Origin of the sequence: Citrobacter sp. S39 (assembly GCF_009495675.1) — a bacterium.
Lineage (GTDB): Bacteria > Pseudomonadota > Gammaproteobacteria > Enterobacterales > Enterobacteriaceae > Citrobacter > Citrobacter freundii.
Genome location: NZ_CP045555.1, coordinates 4,786,137 through 4,806,164, shown reverse-complemented (window position 1 = coordinate 4,806,164; position 20,028 = coordinate 4,786,137). Strand labels below are relative to the sequence as shown.

The window sequence follows — 20,028 nt, the reverse complement described above, 5'->3', positions numbered from 1 at the left end:
GTAAATAGCAAGGCGTCTTGCGATTGAGACTTATACGTCCCCTTCGTCTAGAGGCCCAGGACACCGCCCTTTCACGGCGGTAACAGGGGTTCGAATCCCCTAGGGGACGCCACTTGCTGGTATGTGTGAGTGAAAGTCGCCGACCCCAATATCTCAAAACTTACCTTCGGGTGACGTTTGAGATATTTGCTCTTTAAAAATCTGGATCAAGCTGAAAATTGAAACGACACACTGTTTCATTTCTCCGTAATAAGAAATGAAAAGCGGTGTGTTCGAGTCTCTCAAATTTTCGCAACACGATGGTGTTTTACGAAACATCTTCGGGTTGTGAGGTTAAGCGACTAAGCGTACACGGTGGATGCCCTGGCAGTCAGAGGCGATGAAGGACGTGCTAATCTGCGATAAGCGTCGGTAAGGTGATATGAACCGTTATAACCGGCGATTTCCGAATGGGGAAACCCAGTGTGTTTCGACACACTATCATTACGTGAATACATAGCGTAATGAAGCGAACCGGGGGAACTGAAACATCTAAGTACCCCGAGGAAAAGAAATCAACCGAGATTCCCCCAGTAGCGGCGAGCGAACGGGGAGCAGCCCAGAGTCTGAATCAGCTTGTGTGTTAGTGGAACGGTCTGGAAAGTCCGACGGTACAGGGTGATAGTCCCGTACACCAAAATGCACAGGTTGTGAACTCGAAGAGTAGGGCGGGACACGTGGTATCCTGTCTGAATATGGGGGGACCATCCTCCAAGGCTAAATACTCCTGACTGACCGATAGTGAACCAGTACCGTGAGGGAAAGGCGAAAAGAACCCCGGCGAGGGGAGTGAAAAAGAACCTGAAACCGTGTACGTACAAGCAGTGGGAGCCTCTTTATGGGGTGACTGCGTACCTTTTGTATAATGGGTCAGCGACTTATATTCTGTAGCAAGGTTAACCGTATAGGGGAGCCGAAGGGAAACCGAGTCTTAACTGGGCGTTAAGTTGCAGGGTATAGACCCGAAACCCGGTGATCTAGCCATGGGCAGGTTGAAGGTTGGGTAACACTAACTGGAGGACCGAACCGACTAATGTTGAAAAATTAGCGGATGACTTGTGGCTGGGGGTGAAAGGCCAATCAAACCGGGAGATAGCTGGTTCTCCCCGAAAGCTATTTAGGTAGCGCCTCGTGAACTCATCTTCGGGGGTAGAGCACTGTTTCGGCTAGGGGGTCATCCCGACTTACCAACCCGATGCAAACTGCGAATACCGAAGAATGTTATCACGGGAGACACACGGCGGGTGCTAACGTCCGTCGTGAAGAGGGAAACAACCCAGACCGCCAGCTAAGGTCCCAAAGTCATGGTTAAGTGGGAAACGATGTGGGAAGGCACAGACAGCCAGGATGTTGGCTTAGAAGCAGCCATCATTTAAAGAAAGCGTAATAGCTCACTGGTCGAGTCGGCCTGCGCGGAAGATGTAACGGGGCTAAACCATGCACCGAAGCTGCGGCAGCGACACTATGTGTTGTTGGGTAGGGGAGCGTTCTGTAAGCCGTTGAAGGTGTATCGTGAGGTATGCTGGAGGTATCAGAAGTGCGAATGCTGACATAAGTAACGATAATGCGGGTGAAAAACCCGCACGCCGGAAGACCAAGGGTTCCTGTCCAACGTTAATCGGGGCAGGGTGAGTCGACCCCTAAGGCGAGGCCGAAAGGCGTAGTCGATGGGAAACAGGTTAATATTCCTGTACTTGGTGTTACTGCGAAGGGGGGACGGAGAAGGCTATGTTAGCCGGGCGACGGTTGTCCCGGTTTAAGCATGTAGGCGGAGGTTCCAGGTAAATCCGGTACCTTTTTAACGCTGAGGTGTGATGACGAGGCACTACGGTGCTGAAGTAACAAATGCCCTGCTTCCAGGAAAAGCCTCTAAGCATCAGGTAACACGAAATCGTACCCCAAACCGACACAGGTGGTCAGGTAGAGAATACCAAGGCGCTTGAGAGAACTCGGGTGAAGGAACTAGGCAAAATGGTGCCGTAACTTCGGGAGAAGGCACGCTGATATGTAGGTGAAGTGATTTACTCATGGAGCTGAAATCAGTCGAAGATACCAGCTGGCTGCAACTGTTTATTAAAAACACAGCACTGTGCAAACACGAAAGTGGACGTATACGGTGTGACGCCTGCCCGGTGCCGGAAGGTTAATTGATGGGGTTATCCGTAAGGAGAAGCTCTTGATCGAAGCCCCGGTAAACGGCGGCCGTAACTATAACGGTCCTAAGGTAGCGAAATTCCTTGTCGGGTAAGTTCCGACCTGCACGAATGGCGTAATGATGGCCAGGCTGTCTCCACCCGAGACTCAGTGAAATTGAACTCGCTGTGAAGATGCAGTGTACCCGCGGCAAGACGGAAAGACCCCGTGAACCTTTACTATAGCTTGACACTGAACACTGGTCCTTGATGTGTAGGATAGGTGGGAGGCTTTGAAGTGTGGACGCCAGTCTGCATGGAGCCATCCTTGAAATACCACCCTTTAATGGCTGGTGTTCTAACGTGGACCCGTAATCCGGGTTGCGGACAGTGTCTGGTGGGTAGTTTGACTGGGGCGGTCTCCTCCTAAAGAGTAACGGAGGAGCACGAAGGTTAGCTAATCCTGGTCGGACATCAGGAGGTTAGTGCAAAGGCATAAGCTAGCTTGACTGCGAGAGTGACGGCTCGAGCAGGTGCGAAAGCAGGTCTTAGTGATCCGGTGGTTCTGAATGGAAGGGCCATCGCTCAACGGATAAAAGGTACTCCGGGGATAACAGGCTGATACCGCCCAAGAGTTCATATCGACGGCGGTGTTTGGCACCTCGATGTCGGCTCATCACATCCTGGGGCTGAAGTAGGTCCCAAGGGTATGGCTGTTCGCCATTTAAAGTGGTACGCGAGCTGGGTTTAGAACGTCGTGAGACAGTTCGGTCCCTATCTGCCGTGGGCGCTGGAGAATTGAGGGGGGCTGCTCCTAGTACGAGAGGACCGGAGTGGACGCATCACTGGTGTTCGGGTTGTCATGCCAATGGCATTGCCCGGTAGCTAAATGCGGAAGAGATAAGTGCTGAAAGCATCTAAGCACGAAACTTGCCCCGAGATGAGTTCTCCCTGAGACTTTAAGTCTCCTGAAGGAACGTTAAAGACGATGACGTTGATAGGTCGGGTGTGTAAGCGTAGCGATACGTTGAGCTAACCGATACTAATGAACCGTGAGGCTTAACCTTACAACGCCGAAGATGTTTTGGCGAAGAGACGACATTCAGCTTGATACAGATAAGATTAACCGGCGAAAAGCGGGTTAATAACAGAATTTGCCTGGCGGCTGTAGCGCGGTGGTCCCACCTGACCCCATGCCGAACTCAGAAGTGAAACGCCGTAGCGCCGATGGTAGTGTGGGGTCTCCCCATGCGAGAGTAGGGAACTGCCAGGCATCAAATTGCAGTAAACCGGGATGAAGAATCCGGGTAGTGACAAAGAAATTCGGTGGAGCGGTAGTTCAGTTGGTTAGAATACCTGCCTGTCACGCAGGGGGTCGCGGGTTCGAGTCCCGTCCGTTCCGCCACTTATTAAGAGCCCTGAGCATTAGCTCAGGGCTTTTTCTTTGCCTGCAATTTAATTATTGCTACATCCGCAAAAATCCTCTGCATTTATCACTCTTTTTATATAAAGAGCTGGAAGTCATAATCCTCTTAGTTGATGAACATAGTGATTAAAAAGAGGAATTCTATGGCTATCCCTGCATTCGGTTTGGGTACTTTCCGCCTGAAAGACGACGTGGTTATCGCTTCTGTTAAAACGGCGCTTGAACTAGGCTACCGTGCTGTCGACACTGCGCAAATCTATGATAATGAAGCGACTGTTGGTCAGGCGATTGCCGAAAGCGGCGTACCGCGTAACGAACTATACATCACCACCAAGATCTGGATTGAAAATCTCAGCAAAGAAAAACTGCTCCCAAGTCTGAAAGAAAGCCTGAAGAAACTGCGTACAGATTATGTTGATTTGGCGCTGATCCACTGGCCATCTCCAGGAGATGCTGTATCTGTTGAGGAATTCATGCTGGCGCTGCTCGAAGCAAAACAGCAGGGACTGACTCGTGAAATTGGTATCTCAAACTTCACTATTGCGCTGATGGAAAAAGCCATTGCCGCAGTAGGTGCAGACAATATTGCGACCAACCAGATTGAGCTTTCTCCGTATCTTCAGAGCCGTAAGGTGGTTGACTGGGCGAAAGCACACGGTATCCACATCACCTCTTACATGACGCTGGCTTACGGTAACGCGCTGAAAGATGAAGTGATTGCGCACATTGCCGCTAAACATAACGCGACCCCGGCGCAGGTTATTCTGGCATGGGCAATGGGGGAAGGTTACTCCGTAATTCCTTCTTCTACCAAACGTGAAAACCTGGCAAGCAACCTGCTGGCGCTGGAACTGCATCTGGATGCCGAAGATAAAAAAATGATCGCGGCACTGGACTGCAACGATCGTCTGGTCAGCCCGGAAGGTCTGGCTCCTGCCTGGGATTAATTGCCCGATCCTGTGTATCCCTTACCCCTCTTTTACAGCTCCTTCGGGAGCTGTTCTTATATATTCACTTAAAAAGTCTATAAATGCACGAATACGTGTACTGACCGCACGATCGCTGTAGTAAACGGCGCTGAAAGGCATTTTTACCGGCAGACGTTTATCGGCCAGCAGTTCCACTAGCTTTCCCCGCGCGATCTCTTTATCTATCATATAATCTGAAAGACAGGCGATGCCGTTGCCGTTCAGGCAAAGCTGTTTTAGCGTTTCCCCACTGTTGGAAGAAATGCCACACTCGACCTCATGCAGCTGTCCGTCGCTACAGGCAATCGGCCAGGTATTGAGCGAAACCGGTTCGGAAAACCCCAGACACAGATGCTGTTTTAACTCCTCGACGGTCTCTGGTCTACCAAAACGGGCAATGTACTCCGGTGAGGCAATAATCTTGCGATAGCTGGTAAATAACGGACGCGCACGTAGACTCGAGTCAGTCAGTGTACCCGCTCGTATAGCAACATCCACTTTTCGTTCAATAAGATTGATGAATGTTTCCGAGGAGACGAGAGACAACGTCATCTCGGGATACCGCTCCCGGAACGGTTTGATTAGCGGCATCAGGAAATGCAACATCACCGGTGTTGCTGCGTCGATGCGCAGCAGGCCGCGCGGAGTATTACGCGACTCCATGATTTCCGTTTCTGCTGCACCCATCTCTTGCAGTATCTGCTGCACCCGCCTGAAATAGCGCTCTCCTTCCTCAGTGAGACTTAGCTGTCGGGTCGTTCGATTAAGCAAACTGACGCCCAGTTTCATCTCCAGCTTTTTTACTGCCCGACTGACCGCGGAATTGGCTTGTCCAAGCTGTTCTGCCGCCCGGCTAAAGCTGCCGCTTTCCACTACCGCTACAAAAATCGCAAGTTCTTCAGAGGTTGCTTTCATTTTTGCACCTGACGCAAAATTATATTGAGATTTTGAATATTTTTGTCATTAAAACATCCAGGCATACTGCGTGTCATCTGATTACTGATGTTACGGAGTTATTTATGCCTCTCGCTTTATTTGCACTAACAATTAGTGCCTTCGCTATAGGCACTACTGAGTTTGTGATTGTTGGTCTGGTGCCGACTATCGCTCAACAACTGGCGATCTCGTTACCTTCCGCCGGGATGCTGGTTTCCATCTATGCGCTGGGTGTGGCGATTGGCGCACCGGTACTGACCGCTTTGACCGGACGCCTGCCACGTAAGCAGTTACTGGTTGCGCTGATGGTTCTGTTTACGGCGGGGAATTTGCTGGCATGGCAGGCTCCCGGGTATATGACACTCATTGTCGCTCGTCTGCTGACTGGGCTGGCACACGGTGTATTCTTCTCGATTGGTTCTACCATCGCGACAAGTCTGGTGCCGAAAGAGAAAGCGGCCTCCGCCATCGCCATTATGTTTGGTGGCTTAACGGTGGCGCTGGTAACCGGCGTGCCGCTGGGAACGTTTATTGGTCAACACTTTGGCTGGCGCGAGACTTTCCTTGCGGTATCAATGTTAGGCGTGATTGCACTGATCAGTAGCCAGTTGTTGATCCCCGCCAACATTCCCGGTCGTGCAGCCGCCAGCATTCGCGACCAGGTGAAGGTGCTGACTCATCCCCGTCTGTTGCTGATTTATGCCGTTACGGCACTGGGCTACGGTGGTGTATTCACGGCATTCACCTTCCTGGCACCGATGATGCAGGAGCTGGCGGGATTCTCTCCGGCAGCAGTAAGCTGGATCTTACTGGGTTACGGTGTTTCAGTGGCTATCGGTAATATCTGGGGTGGTAAGCTGGCGGATAAGCATGGTGCTGTTCCTGCGCTGAAATTCATTTTCGCCGCGTTGTTTGTTCTGTTGATGGTTTTCCAACTGACGGCTTCTACGCAGTATGCCGCGCTGGCTACCATCCTGGTAATGGGGATCTTTGCCTTTGGTAACGTACCGGGGTTGCAGGTCTACGTGGTACAGAAAGCGGAACAATTTACGCCTAATGCTGTAGATGTGGCGTCAGGGTTGAATATTGCGGCGTTTAACATTGGCATTGCACTGGGTTCAGTGATTGGTGGACAAACGGTCGAGCATTATGGTTTGGCGCAGACGCCGTGGATTGGCGCACTTATTGTCCTGGTTGCGTTCCTGCTGATGGGACTCAGCGGTCGTCTTGATAAGCCCGCACGCGTTGCTTTGGGGTAAATCATTGATGTAAGCGCCCACTTACAAAACAAACTGCAATTGTTCGTTGAAAGTGAGTGCTAAAATCCCTATAACAGAAGAACCAGTCCGGCTGCGGACTGGTTGACGTTACAGAGGTTTGAAAGTCTAAAGTGCGAAAAAACACCTATGCCATGCGTTATGTTGCCGGACAACCCGCCGAGCGGATTTTACCGCCGGGGTCGTTTGCGCATATTGGCCAGGCATTACCCGCAGGCGTTCCGTTAAGCAGTGAAGATCGCATACGCGTGCTGGTATGGAATATTTTTAAACAGCAGCGCGCAGAATGGCAGTCGGTGCTGAAGAATTTTGGCAAAGATGCGCATCTGGTGTTATTGCAGGAAGCACAAACCACGCCAGAACTGGTGCAGTTTGCGACCGCTAACTATCTTGCTGCCGACCAGGTTCCCGCCTTTGTGCTACCTCAGCATCCCTCTGGCGTCATGACGCTCTCTGCTGCTCATCCTGTTTACTGCTGTCCATTGCGCGAGCGTGAGCCTATTTTACGGCTGGCGAAATCGGCGCTGGTGACGGTGTACCCGTTGCCTGACACTCGGCTGTTAATGGTGGTGAATATCCACGCGGTTAACTTTAGCCTTGGCGTTGATGTCTATAGTAAGCAGTTACTTCCCATTGGCGATCAGATTGCTCATCACAGCGGTCCGGTGATCATGGCTGGCGATTTTAATGCCTGGAGCCGTCGACGGATGAATGCGCTGTACCGCTTTGCGCGTGAAATGTCGCTGCGCCAGGTTCGCTTTACTGACGATCAGCGCCGCCGTGCGTTTGGTCGCCCTCTTGATTTTGTGTTCTATCGCGGTCTGAACGTGAGTGAAGCCTCTGTGCTGGTCACCCGTGCATCCGATCACAACCCGCTACTCGTTGAATTCAGTCCCGGCAAACCTGAACAATAACGGTGTGTCAGGTCTGCCATAGGGCAGGCCTGTGATGGTTGCCCTTCATATTTCATAACAACCGAAGGACAACACAATGACAACACGCTCTCACCATGACAACGTCGAAAAACAGTTTGGCTCTCAGGCTAATGCCTATTTAACCAGTACGGTGCACGCCTCTGGCCGTGACTTGCAACGTCTGGGGGAAAGGTTGTCGGCATTTCCGCAGGCTCGCGTATTGGATATGGGATGCGGAGCAGGGCACGCCAGCTTTGTGGCCGCGCAATACGTAAAGCAGGTCGTGGCTTATGATTTATCGTCGCAGATGCTTGAAGTGGTTGCTGAGGCGGCAAAAGACCGAGGCCTGGAAAATATCGCCACACGGCAGGGGTATGCTGAGAGCCTGCCATTTGAAGATAACGTATTTGATGTGGTGATTAGCCGCTATTCTGCGCATCACTGGCATGATGTCGGGCGCGCGCTGCGGGAAGTGAACCGCGTTCTGAAGCCCGGTGGTGTACTGATTGTGATGGATGTGATGTCGCCTGGCCACCCAGTACGTGATATCTGGTTGCAAACCGTGGAGGCGTTACGCGATACCTCACACGTACGCAACTATTCCAGCGGAGAGTGGTTGTCGTTAATCAATGACGCCAATCTGATTGCCGATACCTTGTTAACCGATCGTCTGGCGCTGGAATTCAGTTCGTGGGTGGCGCGGATGCGTACGCCTGCAGCGTTGAGCGACGCGATTCGTGCCTACCAACAAAGTGCTTCTGCACAAGTGAAAGACTACTTTGCGTTACAGGGAGATGGCTCGTTTACCAGCGACACGATAATGGTTGAGGCACATAAAGCGGGATAAATGAAAAAGGCACTGGGGGGAAACCAGTGCCTTCATTTCTACAATGCTATCAGGAGTCCGGCATGTCGTTGTTTTTCACAAACAACGTTAGCTGATCGCCTGGCTGTAGATTATTCGTATCGCTGTTCCAGCGCATCACATCCTTGATGTTAACCCCGTGGCGTTTGGCAATACTCGAGAGCGAGTCGCCTTTACGCACACGATAGGTGATGCTATCGCTGTTGTTCGCCAGTCGCTGTGCGCTGCTGCCAGCGCCCACCGTCAGATTCTGGCCTACTTTCAGCGACGACCCGCGCAGATTATTCCACTGCTTAAGGTCATTGATGCTCACGCCAAGACGTGAAGCAACGCCAGAAAGCGTATCGCCAGAGCGAACTTTGTAGCTACGGCTGTTCAGCGGCGTGTTATCCGCGACCAGCGTTGACTGCACGGCTGCAATTTCGCCTGAAGCCAGAGACTCACGCAGCTTCTCTGCATGCTTCTTTGGCACCATCACATATTGCGGGCCGCTGGCACCCAACGTGGAACCTTTCACGCCTGCATTGAAGGTCTTCAGCTTGCTGACGGAAATACCCGCCATATCGGCAACCTGAGCCATCTCAACCGGGCTACTCAGGCGAACACGTGCCAACGCGCGGCTTTCGTCTGTTGTTGGCAGACGTACACCATAGCGTTTGCTGTTTTTGAGTATATCGCTCAATGCCAGCATTTTGGGCACGTATAGCTTCGTTTCCTGAGGCAATGGCAACGACCAGAAGTCAGTGGGTTTACCACGAGCTTTGTTCGTTTTGATTGCCTTCATGACACGACCTTCACCGCTATTATAAGCAGCAACGGTCAGCAGCCAGTCGCCATCAAACATCTTGTTCAGACGCTGCATCATGTCCAGCGCGGCGGTGGTGGAAGCCACAACGTCGCGACGTGCATCATAACTGCGGGTCTGTTTTAAACCATAATTGCGCCCCGTGCTCGGAATGATCTGCCAAATACCTGCGGCATTGGCGCCAGACGTTGCGTGAGGATCAAAAGCGCTCTCCACTATGGGTAGTAGTACCAGTTCCATAGGCATGTTACGTTTCTTAACCTGCCCGGCTATCCAGTACATATACGGCTCTGCCCGTAAAGTTACATCGTGGAGATAGCTCTTATTGCGTAAATACTTCTGTTTCTGTTCGCGAATCCGGCTGTTTTCCGGAATTCCCATCTTTAGCTCGTCACCAATGAAAGCCCACAAATCTTGATCAGCAGCGATAGATGTTCCGTCGTCCATCCATCGCGCCTGACTTGTAAACTTTCCTGCTTCCCCTTGACCAGCTGCAGAAAGGCTCTGTGCGTGTTGTTGGACGTTACCAGTATTCTGGCACCCAACAAGCAGGACAGAGGCGAGTAATATCGCTTTTGCCTTCATGTGTGTGTCAATAGTTGCTTAAAAGACGACCGATCATAACGGCGAAGTTTTCAAAAGGCAACCCGGAATTGTCAGAACGTATCTTTCTTTGACCTTAACCAGGCAAAACGCTCCTCAGGTTGTTGCAATATTGTTTCTTTGTTAATTTCATTAATTAAATCAATATCTTCCGTTCTTAAAAAAAGATTATTTCGCCGCTCATTTTTCAGAATTACGGGTAGTGTCATTTGTTTTTTTACGCGTAACTCATTAACTTTACGATAATATTCATTTATGAACGAATCGTGCGGGAGAATGCTTAAGGCAAACTTCATGTTTGCTAATGTGTACTCATGTGCGCAACAAATTAATGTATCGTCAGGAAGGGCGTTTATTTTTTTAAGTGATTGATACATTTGGGTCGCTGTGCCTTCGAAAAGTCGACCGCAACCGCCAGAAAAGAGTGTGTCACCACAAAATAAGTAAGGATGGCTAAAGTAACAGATATGTCCTAAAGTGTGACCCGGAGTAGCAATTACCCTAAATTCATGCCCCAAAACGAGTGCAATATCACCATCTTCGACTATGTGTGTCGTTCCCTTATCTTGCGTTTCAGCCGGTCCGTATACCACTATTTGTGGGAAATGCTGCAGAAGTTCTTTCACTCCGCCCACGTGATCCTGATGATGATGGGTTAGCAGAATGGCTTCAGGCACCCAGTTATGCTCTGCAATGGCTTTCAGAACAGGAGCCGCTTCACCCGGGTCCACAATCAGACAATGCTGGTCATTATTTGACAAGACCCAGATGTAATTGTCCTGAAATGCAGGAATACTGTTAAGATTCATATATTACCTCTCAATGCGTAACGGAAGGTTGTGATGAAACCGGCAAGGATCCCTCAAACTGTCGTAGCGCCCGTTAGCTGGGATGATCTGCCCTGGGGCGAACACTATCGTGAGGCGCTGGAGTATCAGCTTAACCCGTGGTTCGCAAAAATGTACGGTTTTCATCTGCTTAAGGTTGGTAATTTAAGCGCAGAAATCGATTCCGAAGCGTGCGCGGTTTCTCATCAGGTAAATGTTTCTTTGCAGGGTTCTCCCATGCAGGTGACGGCCGATCCTTTGCATCTTCCCTTTGCCGATAAGTCCGTGGATGTCTGTTTATTGGCCCATACGTTACCGTGGTGTTCCGATCCGCATCGCCTACTGCGTGAAGCCGATCGCGTGTTGATTGATGACGGTTGGTTGATTTTGAGCGGCTTTAACCCGGTAAGCCTGATGGGTTTGCGTAAACTGGTGCCCGTATTGCGTAAGACATCGCCCTATAACAGTCGGATGTTTACCCTCATGCGTCAATTGGACTGGCTATCATTACTGAATTTTGAAGTGCTGCACTATAGTCGTTTTCATGTTCTGCCCTGGAATAAGAAGGGCGGGAAAATGTTAAGCACCCATATCCCCGCGCTGGGCTGTTTACAGCTGGTGGTTGCGCGCAAGCGAACCATTCCACTTACACTCAACCCGATGAAACAAAATAAAAGCAAAACGCCTATCCGTCATGCCGTTGGCGCGACCCGGCAATACCGTAAACCGGACGCTTAAGCCTCAGTCTGATACCCAATATCATCCTGAGTTGGGCTCATGGCCGCGGCGCGCGCAAGCTCATCGCAGCGTTCGTTTTCCGGATGGCCCGCATGGCCTTTAACCCATTCCCATTTGATTTGATGAGGGCCCAAAGCGGCATCGAGACGCTTCCACAGATCGACGTTCTTCACTGGTTTTTTATCTGCTGTTTTCCAGCCACGCTTCTTCCAGTTGTGGATCCACTGCGTAATGCCCTGGCGCACATACTGGCTGTCCGTGCTGAGTATCACTTCACACTGTTCTTTCAGGGCTTCCAGCGCAACGATTGCTGCCATCAGCTCCATGCGATTATTAGTTGTAAGGTTGTAGCCTTCGCTAAAGGTTTTTTCGCGCCCGCGATAGCGTAAAATCGCCCCATAACCACCCGGTCCTGGATTTCCCAGGCAAGAACCATCGGTGAAAATTTCTACCTGTTTAAGCATCTCTGGTAGACTTCCTGTTTTAGCAAATCGAAATCAAACGATAAGTCTGACATAAATGACCGTTATGAGCACTGGAATTACACGACAGATCGTCCTCGATACCGAAACCACCGGTATGAACCAGATTGGCGCCCACTATGAAGGCCACAAGATCATTGAGATCGGTGCGGTTGAAGTGGTGAACCGCCGCCTGACCGGCAATAACTTCCATGTTTATCTGAAGCCGGATCGGCTGGTGGACCCGGAAGCGTTCGGCGTACACGGAATCGCAGACGAATTCCTGCTTGATAAACCCACGTTTGCTGATGTAGCCGACGAATTTCTCGACTACATTCGCGGCGCGGAGCTGGTCATCCATAACGCATCGTTCGATATCGGTTTTATGGATTACGAGTTCGCGAAGCTCAAGCGGGATATTCCGAAGACGAACGAATTCTGCAAAATAACCGATAGCCTGGCGCTGGCGAGGAAAATGTTTCCTGGCAAGCGAAACAGCCTTGATGCGTTGTGCTCGCGCTATGAGATAGACAACAGTAAACGAACCCTGCACGGCGCATTGCTTGATGCCCAGATTCTGGCCGACGTTTATCTGATGATGACCGGCGGGCAGACCACGATGGCGTTCTCAATGGAAGGCGACAGCCAGCAGAGGAATGACACGGGGATCCAGCGTATTGTGCGCCAGTCCAGCAAACTACGTGTTGTTTTCGCCACTGATGAAGAGTTAGCGGCCCATGAGTCACGCCTTGACCTGGTGCAGAAGAAAGGCGGAAGTTGCCTCTGGCGGGCATAGTTTGTACATTTACCGTATGAAAATGGCCGTTCGGGTGATTTTTGCAGCAAACGATTAAAAAACGTGAGAAAAAACGTTGACGAGGTGCGAAGCAATCCGTAATATTCGCTTCGTTCCCAAGCGGAACACAACGCGGAGTGGTAGTTCAGTTGGTTAGAATACCTGCCTGTCACGCAGGGGGTCGCGGGTTCGAGTCCCGTCCATTCCGCCACTATTCAGAAAGCCTGAATCAGAAATGATTCAGGCTTTCGTCGTTTTAATCACTGCAAAATATTATCTATCATTTTACCATCAAAAAAATCAATAACTGACCGCGCGGTATGGATACCTGTCTGGTGGTACGATTCAACCGTCGCAGCGGCGATGTGTGGGGTCGTGATAATATTTCTGGAATGTAGCAGAGGGCTGAATTGTGGCAAAGGTTCATGCTGAAATACGTCGAGGGCGGAAAACACATTCCTTTCATCAATCACCTGCAACAAAGCGCGTTCATCGATTAATTTCCCACGAGCCGCATTGATGAGCAGGGCACCATTTCTCATCATAGAAAGGTATTTGTGACTGATAAAATTCTCTAAGGATGATGTATAAGGGAGAAGCACGACAATGACGTTGGACTGCATGAAGATGTCGTCAACCGACACAAACTTAACAGCCATTTTTTCAGCTATCTCATGATCCGGGTTTTTGTCGTACGCGAGAATTTCAATCTCGAAGCCGGACAACCTCTTAACCAACGTTTTGGCAATATTCCTAAAACCTAATAATCCTACCCGTTTACCATTTAATTCATTTCCCAGCGAGTATCCCCAATAGCCGTTTTGCATGTCCATATGATTACCGGGAATATTTCTCAGACCAGAAAAGATAAGGCCAATGATAAATTCGGCGACAGCGTTGGCATTGATGCCTCGTGCATTATTAACCACAATGCCTGATTTTTTTGCCGCGTCAGTATCTATATTATCAACGCCGGTACCAAATCTTGAGATGATTTTCAGTTTTGGTAGAAGAGAAAACACACTGGCGTCATAGCAATCCGTTCCGGCAATGACAGCATCAATAGATGCCCTCAACTCATCTGATTCTGATGCGATAAGATGATTCACACTGTTCTTGAAAATGAGATTATATTGGTTATCGCGCAATAATTTGCAACCGGTTACACAACGAGCCGAAAAACTGGAAACGGTGATTAATACATTTTTCATATCTGTTACCTCGTACCTGAGAACGCCATCAGGTTGTGATGGCGTAGACCGGTTACAATAAAAATGACACAAGTTATGAATTTACTTTAACGCCGAGAGCACCTCCTGGATGAAATAAACCAAAATCGGTTCGGGTAAACTGCTTGAGTTCTGACAGCGTGAGGGCTACCGCATCTCCCACGACAAGAACAGCCGTAGAAGAGCAGGATGGAGCAAGACCTAAGGTGTCGGCTTCACTTTTTACGGGTATTTCAATCGATAAATCACAGCAGATAGCCAGCGACGAATTGTGGCTTCGGGTAAATGAGACCAGAAAATTTTTCATTTTTTTCAGACTTGGTAGCGTAGCTAACAGTTCTGCTGTCTCACCACTATTGGATATCAAAATAACAATATCTTCACTGGTAACCATGCCCAGATCGCCATGAACAGCTTCTGTTCCATGAATAAAAAAAGAGGGGGTACCGGTGCTGGCAAATGTCGCTGCCAATTTTTTTGCAATAATTCCTGATTTTCCTACGCCGATAAAGACAACTTTTCCGCTACAGGATTGCAGTATTTTTACAAGAGTTGCGGTTTCTGAAAGCGGTGCATTAATAATTTCCTCAACTGCTTTTTGCTCATTTCGCATAAATCCTTTAATGAGTGAGATGACCTCAGTATTATTCATGTCTGTTTTCCTGATTAATTTTATCAATAACGTAAGCCACCCGAGATAAGCCCTGGTATAGTTTTTCCCTGCTGCAAGCCAGATTTAACCGTAAATAGTTTTCCCCACCTGGTCCATATACGTTGCCTGCCATGATCCCCACTTTTCCTTCATGAATTAACATGGCGTAGAATTTTTCGAATGAACAACTGATGTGTGAACAGTCTATCCATGCAAAATAGCAACCTTCAGATTCTCTGAGTTTCAGAGGTGAAAGATTTTCTTGAACATAATGAACAGCAAAATCAATGTTTGACTGAAGGTGTGACTTCAACTGTTGTAACCATACATCACACTCATTGTAGGCAACGATAGTGGCAATGATATTCAATACCGAAGGTGAATTCACAAAATCCCGATAACGAGTTATCACCCTGAATTTTTCATTAAAGATAATGTCAGGTGCGATAAGATACGAGCCCGTTAGAGCAGGGACATTAAATGTTTTTGAGATAGAGTTAAAAACAACCGTTTTATCGTAGTGCAATTTAAGTGCAGACGTAAATTTATGGCTAAAAGCGAAATCACTGTGGATCTCATCGGATAACAGCCAACAGTTATTTTTTATACATATCTCTGAAATTTTAATTAACTCATGCTCAGACCATACTTTTCCTGTTGGATTATGTGGATTGCACAATAAAATTACCTTTGCATGTTTTGCTCTGGCATTGAAGTCGTTCCAGTCTATGCCATACCGGCCATCATCATTTTTAATCAATGTTGAAGTGAGTAATTTTCTTCCACTATTTTTGATAACATCAAAGAATGCATTATATGCTGGAGTGAAAGTCAGAATGCTATCTTCAGGTACAGTTAATAATTCTAGCGCTTTGGCGATTGAGTACATCACACTCGGACTATAAGTAATCCAGTTAGCATCAATGATCGTATCATATTTCTGACCATACCAATGGCATATCGCGTTGAGATATTCGCTATGTTGCCAGCGACTATACCCGAGGACAGGATGTTCCAGTCTTTTCTGTAGCGCTTTGGTAATTGCTTGTGGTATGGGTAGATCCATATCAGATATGGAAAAAGGAATAATATCGTGTACACCAAATCTGTCTTCGCAGAAGTCCCACTGCGTGCAGTAAGTTCCTTTTCGCGAAATAGGCGTGTTAAAAATATCCATCAACATAACCCCATACATTTATCCATATCTTTACGCAAGGCGATGACTTTTGTACCAATAATGACCTGTAAGGTATTTTTATCGAGTTTGACAATTGCGATCCCTCCCTGCTTTTTAATGGCAGCTTCATCAATTGCTTCTATATCTTTGATTGTTAGCCGTAAACGTGTAACACAGTTATCCAGAGAGGTAATGTTTTCTTTTCCTCCGAGAGCCGCAATCATATTCTCAGCGGTGCTGACGTCTGTATTTCTATTTGCCACTGGTTGGACAGTCGGTGTTATCACATCAGCTGTTGTTGCAGATGGAACCATGTCACTGTCTTCTCTGCCAACAGTCATTAAGTTGTATTTTAGAATGGCCCATTTAAATACCATGTAATAAATGAAAAAATAGGCGATTTCTACACAGACAGCCACTGGCCATCCAGTTCTTGCACCCCGTAATACGCCAAAGCTTATAAACTGAATCAAATCTCCGGTGAATCCCATTTTCACGCCGAGATACGGTAAAAACATATTTGCGAAGCCATTCATAAAAGCATGGAATACAAATAAGACAGGGCTGACAAACAGGAATAAAAATTCAATCGGTTCGCTAACACCGCCAATAATTACAGTCAGTACCGCAGAGATTAATAATGCTTTAATAGCCTTGCGATTTTGTACATGAGCAGTCTGATACATAGCAAGAGCCGCACCTGCTAAACCATACTGGATCATTAGCTTACCTTGTTCCATTTTTCCGGCAAGGTCTAAGGGAATGACGGCGTTTTCTTTGACGTAGGCCATAAACATATTGAGAGTGCCGTAGTACTCCTCGCCGTTGATGATTGCTGATCCGCCAATCGGAGTAAATCTGAATACAGATGTGACTAAATGATTTAGTCCGAAGGGAATCGTTACGCGCTCTGCAACGGCATAGAAGAAATAACCTACCGGACCAGAGGTGGATATCCAATGGCCGATTAACATAAACATGTTAAAGAAAGGAGGCCAGACAAAAGGGATTATGATGCCGAAAACACTCATGACAACTAACGTAATGATAGGAACAAGGCGTGGGCCACTATAGAATCCCAACGACTCTGGGATACGCAGATTGACGATCCGTTTGTACATGGCGAATACCATCAACCCTGCAACGATTCCCCCCAATACGCTGGTATTGTATGACTGAATTCCCAGAATAATAGTTTGTCCATGTGTGGACATCTGATCTGTGGGGACGAGCAGACCGTGACTTTTAAGATAAAAATTTGTTCCCAAATGCATTGCCATAAACCCGACCAGGCCGGAAAATGCGCCATATGCTTTATCTTCTTTTTCTTTCAACAGACCCAGTGGGATGGCGATTGAAAATAATACCGGTAAATTAACAAAAGCGAATAAACCCAGGCTAACAATAAAATCTAAAAATGATTTAACAACAGGGTACCCTAATACAGGAATTAATTTAGCCATTTCCTCGCTGGCTAATCCACTTCCCAGGCCTAACATCATGCCGCATACGCTTAGCAGAGCGATTGGATACATAAATGCCTTACCCAGGCTCTGAAAAAAACTCCAGGCTTTTTTCTGTTTCATATTAACTGTCTCGTGATAAGGTGAAATACAATCAGTCCATCAATACCTTAATGCGAATTGAAAGATACAACTTTTCTTCCATCGCCAGTTCATAGTTAAACTCTGATTTTAAATACTCTTCTATTTTTATAATAGAATGTTGCAAGATTAAATCTTTCTCCAGAAAATGTTCATAGATATCACCGATGTCTTTATTCTTTATATTTTCGTTGCATAGCACCCGACAGGAGAAATATTTTAAATGGGTCATGAAACGTGAGTAGTTGAATGCGTTACGATCTACTCTTTTCTCGTAAACTTTTTCAATAATATCTGTGATTTTTTGTGAGAACTCTATAGTCCTGAGAGATTCATAGTTGGAGGTGTTTTCATAGTTATTCAAAATATGTAGAGCGATGAAACCAATCTCATCATCCGGAAGTCGGATGTTAAAATGCTCATTGACGATGGATAAAGCATCCCGACTAATAGCATACTCTGACTTGTATAATGCTTTTATCTCATCAAGGAATATATTATTGATTTGGATGCCAGCAGCGCATCGAGAGACTGCATTCGAAATGTGATCGGCAAGAATGAGTAAAAGCGATGGGTTCAACTTTTTGTCAAGATTTATCTCCGCATAACGGACTATGTTTTCAGATACAAAAACATAATCAATATCTACCCTTTCTATTAGTTTGTATAATTTTCCTTTTTCTTCATTTCTGACATAAAAAAATCGATTAGCAGGATGTGGTGGAACAGACATGCCATTTTTTCTGTTGTAACCTACGCCAGGGCCAGAAATGATGACTTCCTGACCATTCATCGATGCCAGCACACAATTATTGTTCATGACTTTTTCGATGATCATTTCATGGCTCCAAAAAAAAAGGCAAGACAAGTAAGAAGTAATAATCACTTCAAACGTTGTCTTGCCTGATTTAACAGTTACAAGATTACTCACTGATGTGTATACCCTACACAGGATTATCTTAAATAAATGAGATGCATGTCCTGTTTTGGGATTAGCATGACAAATTTAAGATGCCAGCCACACATACAACACACTAATAATTCATGTGGTGAATTCATGGGTGGGATATATAATATTTTCCTATGTATAGTGTTGTTCGTCCTTCCTTCAGCAGTGTGTAGGCAATTACTCGCTTAGCGTCTGTGCGATGTCTTTTTGCACCTGCTGGCGCTGTTCTGGAGTCAGCACTTTGTTCAGGTCAAAATAGTATTTCACGCGATAATAACGCGCCTGCTGTTCGATGTTGCTGAATGCCGAAAGCTGTTTTTTGACGGCTGTTTCATCCCACTTCCCGGACTTGATGACGTCAATCAACGCGCCGTCTTTAACATCCTTCACCGAAATCTGGCTTACGTTGGTTTCAAGCTGCTGGTGCAGTTTTTTAATCTGCGCAATCTGGTCAGTGCTCAACTTAAGATGTTGTACTATCGGATCCTGGGCTGGAGCCGGAACATTAGATGTGGTTGCTGCAAGCGTGCTAAAAGAAGCGCCAGCCACGGTAACTGCCAGCAAAGTCATGCGTAAGAAGTTCTTCATGTCGAGATCCTGATAAGGGAATTATTAACATTGTCAGTCACTCGCTGGTTACGAGTGATTATCTTTTGCAGGATACGATGCCCACCGCATGTCGCCACGCGAATTTGTTTTGCGGTTGGTTACGGAGTGAAACAATCCCGCCACGGAAAAACGTTATGCAGCGGGAGTGAAGGCGATAGTTATAGTGTGAATGGGTCGGCGTCCTGCCAGGCGGGAAATTTCTCGCGATATTCACGCAGCGCTGAGAGAGACAGTTCTGCGTCAATGCGTGTGGCCTGATGCGGCTCGGCGGTGGCAATAATCTCACCCTGCGGATTAATCACCCGGCTGTCACCGCGATAATGATGCCCGTTACCGTCAGTGCCCACGCGGTTACATCCTGCTACATAAGCCTGGTTCTCAATCGCCCGTGCGGCAAGCAGAACCTGCCAGTGCAGAGAACGCGGCGCAGGCCAATTGGCAACATACAACGCAAGGTCGTAATCGTTGCGATTGCGCGACCATACCGGAAAACGCAGGTCATAACAGACCAACGGCAGAATGCGCCAGCCGCGCCATTCAACAATAACGCGCGCGTCACCCGCCTGGTAATGCTGGTGCTCATCCGCCATGCGGAACAGATGGCGCTTGTCGTAGAAATGCACATTACCTTCGGGTTCAACCAGCAAAAAACGATTCACCGGCCCCCGTTCAGACTGTATCGCCGCGCTACCTGCTATCAGGGCATTTGTCTGCTGCGCTTTGCTACGCATCCAGCTTACAACTTCTTCTTGCGGCAACGATTTATTTGCCGCTTCCATGGCAAATCCGCTGGTAAACATCTCAGGCAATACAATGACATCACGTCCGGCGACGGTTTCCAGTTGTCGGTCAAAATGGCGCAGGTTGGCCGGGCCATCCATCCAGATCAATGGTTGTTGCAGCAGAGTAATTTTCAAACCAGGCACGATCGAGGCTCCTCGTTGAACAACATTTTGACACTGTAGCATGAGCATTAATGAAAATGTGGCAATAAAAAGCCCCGCATTAAGCGGGGCTAAAC

The 20,028-nt window shown here is 47.9% G+C and carries 16 protein-coding genes, 3 tRNA genes, 2 rRNA genes and 1 pseudogene; 11 read left to right on the top strand and 11 right to left on the bottom strand.

Annotated features, from left to right (window positions below):
* The first annotated feature begins 36 nt into the window (after nucleotides 1-36).
* The 5 genes from GFB57_RS22945 to dkgB all read left to right on the top strand — a co-directional run bounded on the left by GFB57_RS22945 (nucleotide 37) and on the right by dkgB (nucleotide 4,544).
* Nucleotides 37-112: transfer RNA gene (locus GFB57_RS22945), tRNA-Glu, on the top strand.
* Between the two features lie 219 nt (nucleotides 113-331).
* A 23S ribosomal RNA gene (locus tag GFB57_RS22940) occupies nucleotides 332-3,238 on the top strand.
* Between the two features lie 90 nt (nucleotides 3,239-3,328).
* A 5S ribosomal RNA gene (gene rrf / locus GFB57_RS22935) occupies nucleotides 3,329-3,444 on the top strand.
* 55 nt (nucleotides 3,445-3,499) lie between these two features.
* Nucleotides 3,500-3,576, top strand: a tRNA-Asp gene (locus GFB57_RS22930).
* A gap of 164 nt (nucleotides 3,577-3,740) precedes the next feature.
* Nucleotides 3,741-4,544, top strand: coding sequence for a 2,5-didehydrogluconate reductase DkgB (gene dkgB, locus GFB57_RS22925; RefSeq protein WP_003031432.1), 804 nt, complete (start codon nucleotides 3,741-3,743; stop codon nucleotides 4,542-4,544).
* Nucleotides 4,545-4,565: 21 nt separating this feature from the next.
* On the opposite strand, the gene yafC is transcribed toward dkgB, so the two are convergent.
* The gene (gene yafC / locus GFB57_RS22920) at nucleotides 4,566-5,480 is read right to left on the bottom strand and encodes a DNA-binding transcriptional regulator YafC (RefSeq protein WP_003031431.1); all 915 of its coding nucleotides are present in this window, start codon (nucleotides 5,478-5,480) and stop codon (nucleotides 4,566-4,568) included.
* A gap of 104 nt (nucleotides 5,481-5,584) precedes the next feature.
* On the opposite strand from yafC, the gene GFB57_RS22915 reads away from it, so the two are divergent.
* From GFB57_RS22915 to GFB57_RS22905, 3 genes are all read left to right on the top strand, one after another.
* Entirely contained in the window at nucleotides 5,585-6,760 is a 1,176-nt protein-coding gene (locus GFB57_RS22915; protein WP_003031429.1) for an MFS transporter, read from the top strand.
* 131 nt (nucleotides 6,761-6,891) lie between these two features.
* Nucleotides 6,892-7,692 carry an endonuclease/exonuclease/phosphatase family protein gene (locus tag GFB57_RS22910; protein ID WP_003031427.1) on the top strand — a complete coding sequence of 267 codons (801 nt, stop codon included), beginning with the start codon at nucleotides 6,892-6,894 and terminating at the stop codon, nucleotides 7,690-7,692.
* 76 nt (nucleotides 7,693-7,768) lie between these two features.
* Nucleotides 7,769-8,539 (top strand): class I SAM-dependent methyltransferase, encoded by a 771-nt coding sequence (locus tag GFB57_RS22905; protein WP_003031424.1) that lies wholly within the window; start codon nucleotides 7,769-7,771, stop codon nucleotides 8,537-8,539.
* 49 nt (nucleotides 8,540-8,588) lie between these two features.
* Here the strand turns inward: GFB57_RS22905 and mltD are convergent, their stop codons facing one another.
* Both mltD and gloB read right to left on the bottom strand, forming a co-directional pair.
* Nucleotides 8,589-9,947, bottom strand: a complete 1,359-nt coding sequence (gene mltD / locus GFB57_RS22900) for a murein transglycosylase D (protein WP_003031421.1) — start codon at nucleotides 9,945-9,947, stop codon at nucleotides 8,589-8,591.
* Between the two features lie 71 nt (nucleotides 9,948-10,018).
* A complete protein-coding gene (gloB, locus tag GFB57_RS22895) occupies nucleotides 10,019-10,774 on the bottom strand; it encodes a hydroxyacylglutathione hydrolase (protein ID WP_003031418.1) in 756 nt (251 codons plus the stop codon).
* Nucleotides 10,775-10,807: 33 nt separating this feature from the next.
* Here gloB and GFB57_RS22890 point away from each other — a divergent pair, with 33 nt between their 5' ends.
* A complete protein-coding gene (locus tag GFB57_RS22890) occupies nucleotides 10,808-11,530 on the top strand; it encodes a class I SAM-dependent methyltransferase (protein ID WP_003031413.1) in 723 nt (240 codons plus the stop codon).
* Here GFB57_RS22890 and rnhA read toward each other — a convergent pair.
* Nucleotides 11,527-12,105 (bottom strand): annotated as a pseudogene (rnhA, locus tag GFB57_RS22885) (ribonuclease HI). The gene GFB57_RS22890 and the pseudogene rnhA overlap by 4 nt on opposite strands.
* Between rnhA and dnaQ the strand changes: the two are divergent.
* Together dnaQ and GFB57_RS22875 are read left to right on the top strand one after the other, a co-directional pair.
* Complete coding sequence (gene dnaQ / locus GFB57_RS22880) at nucleotides 12,059-12,787, top strand: DNA polymerase III subunit epsilon (protein ID WP_003031410.1); 729 nt, start codon at nucleotides 12,059-12,061, stop codon at nucleotides 12,785-12,787. The pseudogene rnhA and the gene dnaQ sit on opposite strands and share 47 nt — an antisense overlap.
* A gap of 134 nt (nucleotides 12,788-12,921) precedes the next feature.
* Nucleotides 12,922-12,998 (top strand) — tRNA-Asp (locus GFB57_RS22875).
* 49 nt (nucleotides 12,999-13,047) lie between these two features.
* Here the strand turns inward: GFB57_RS22875 and GFB57_RS22870 are convergent.
* The 7 genes from GFB57_RS22870 to GFB57_RS22840 form a co-directional block, all read right to left on the bottom strand.
* The gene (locus GFB57_RS22870) at nucleotides 13,048-13,998 is read right to left on the bottom strand and encodes a phosphoglycerate dehydrogenase (protein WP_003031407.1); all 951 of its coding nucleotides are present in this window, start codon (nucleotides 13,996-13,998) and stop codon (nucleotides 13,048-13,050) included.
* Nucleotides 13,999-14,071: 73 nt separating this feature from the next.
* On the bottom strand, nucleotides 14,072-14,668 hold the full coding sequence (locus GFB57_RS22865) for an SIS domain-containing protein (RefSeq protein WP_003031405.1): 597 nt from the start codon (nucleotides 14,666-14,668) through the stop codon (nucleotides 14,072-14,074).
* Entirely contained in the window at nucleotides 14,661-15,845 is a 1,185-nt protein-coding gene (locus tag GFB57_RS22860; RefSeq protein ID WP_003031403.1) for a PatB family C-S lyase, read from the bottom strand. Before GFB57_RS22860 ends, GFB57_RS22865 begins: the two co-directional genes overlap by 8 nt.
* A complete protein-coding gene (locus GFB57_RS22855) occupies nucleotides 15,845-17,431 on the bottom strand; it encodes a PTS transporter subunit EIIC (protein WP_003031400.1) in 1,587 nt (528 codons plus the stop codon). The genes GFB57_RS22860 and GFB57_RS22855 overlap by 1 nt, the downstream gene beginning before the upstream one ends.
* 31 nt (nucleotides 17,432-17,462) lie before the next feature.
* Nucleotides 17,463-18,287: a PRD domain-containing protein gene (locus GFB57_RS22850; protein ID WP_003031398.1), complete on the bottom strand. Its 825-nt coding sequence runs from the start codon at nucleotides 18,285-18,287 to the stop codon at nucleotides 17,463-17,465.
* Nucleotides 18,288-18,575: 288 nt separating this feature from the next.
* The gene (locus GFB57_RS22845; protein WP_003838871.1) at nucleotides 18,576-18,986 is read right to left on the bottom strand and encodes a Spy/CpxP family protein refolding chaperone; all 411 of its coding nucleotides are present in this window, start codon (nucleotides 18,984-18,986) and stop codon (nucleotides 18,576-18,578) included.
* Nucleotides 18,987-19,165: 179 nt separating this feature from the next.
* Nucleotides 19,166-19,933: an amidohydrolase gene (locus tag GFB57_RS22840; RefSeq protein WP_003031394.1), complete on the bottom strand. Its 768-nt coding sequence runs from the start codon at nucleotides 19,931-19,933 to the stop codon at nucleotides 19,166-19,168.
* Nucleotides 19,934-20,028: the final 95 nt, after the last annotated feature.

Coding starts and splice junctions, on each gene's coding strand:
- GFB57_RS22915 (WP_003031429.1), top strand. CDS start 5,585: ATGCCTCTCGCTTTATTTGCACTAACAATTAGTGCCTTCGCTATAGGC.
- GFB57_RS22850 (WP_003031398.1), bottom strand. CDS start 18,287: ATGATCATCGAAAAAGTCATGAACAATAATTGTGTGCTGGCATCGATG.
- GFB57_RS22860 (WP_003031403.1), bottom strand. CDS start 15,845: ATGGATATTTTTAACACGCCTATTTCGCGAAAAGGAACTTACTGCACG.
- GFB57_RS22865 (WP_003031405.1), bottom strand. CDS start 14,668: ATGAATAATACTGAGGTCATCTCACTCATTAAAGGATTTATGCGAAAT.
- yafC (WP_003031431.1), bottom strand. CDS start 5,480: ATGAAAGCAACCTCTGAAGAACTTGCGATTTTTGTAGCGGTAGTGGAA.
- mltD (WP_003031421.1), bottom strand. CDS start 9,947: ATGAAGGCAAAAGCGATATTACTCGCCTCTGTCCTGCTTGTTGGGTGC.
- dkgB (WP_003031432.1), top strand. CDS start 3,741: ATGGCTATCCCTGCATTCGGTTTGGGTACTTTCCGCCTGAAAGACGAC.
- GFB57_RS22905 (WP_003031424.1), top strand. CDS start 7,769: ATGACAACACGCTCTCACCATGACAACGTCGAAAAACAGTTTGGCTCT.
- GFB57_RS22845 (WP_003838871.1), bottom strand. CDS start 18,986: ATGAAGAACTTCTTACGCATGACTTTGCTGGCAGTTACCGTGGCTGGC.
- GFB57_RS22870 (WP_003031407.1), bottom strand. CDS start 13,998: ATGAAAAATGTATTAATCACCGTTTCCAGTTTTTCGGCTCGTTGTGTA.
- dnaQ (WP_003031410.1), top strand. CDS start 12,059: ATGAGCACTGGAATTACACGACAGATCGTCCTCGATACCGAAACCACC.
- GFB57_RS22890 (WP_003031413.1), top strand. CDS start 10,808: ATGAAACCGGCAAGGATCCCTCAAACTGTCGTAGCGCCCGTTAGCTGG.
- GFB57_RS22855 (WP_003031400.1), bottom strand. CDS start 17,431: ATGAAACAGAAAAAAGCCTGGAGTTTTTTTCAGAGCCTGGGTAAGGCA.
- gloB (WP_003031418.1), bottom strand. CDS start 10,774: ATGAATCTTAACAGTATTCCTGCATTTCAGGACAATTACATCTGGGTC.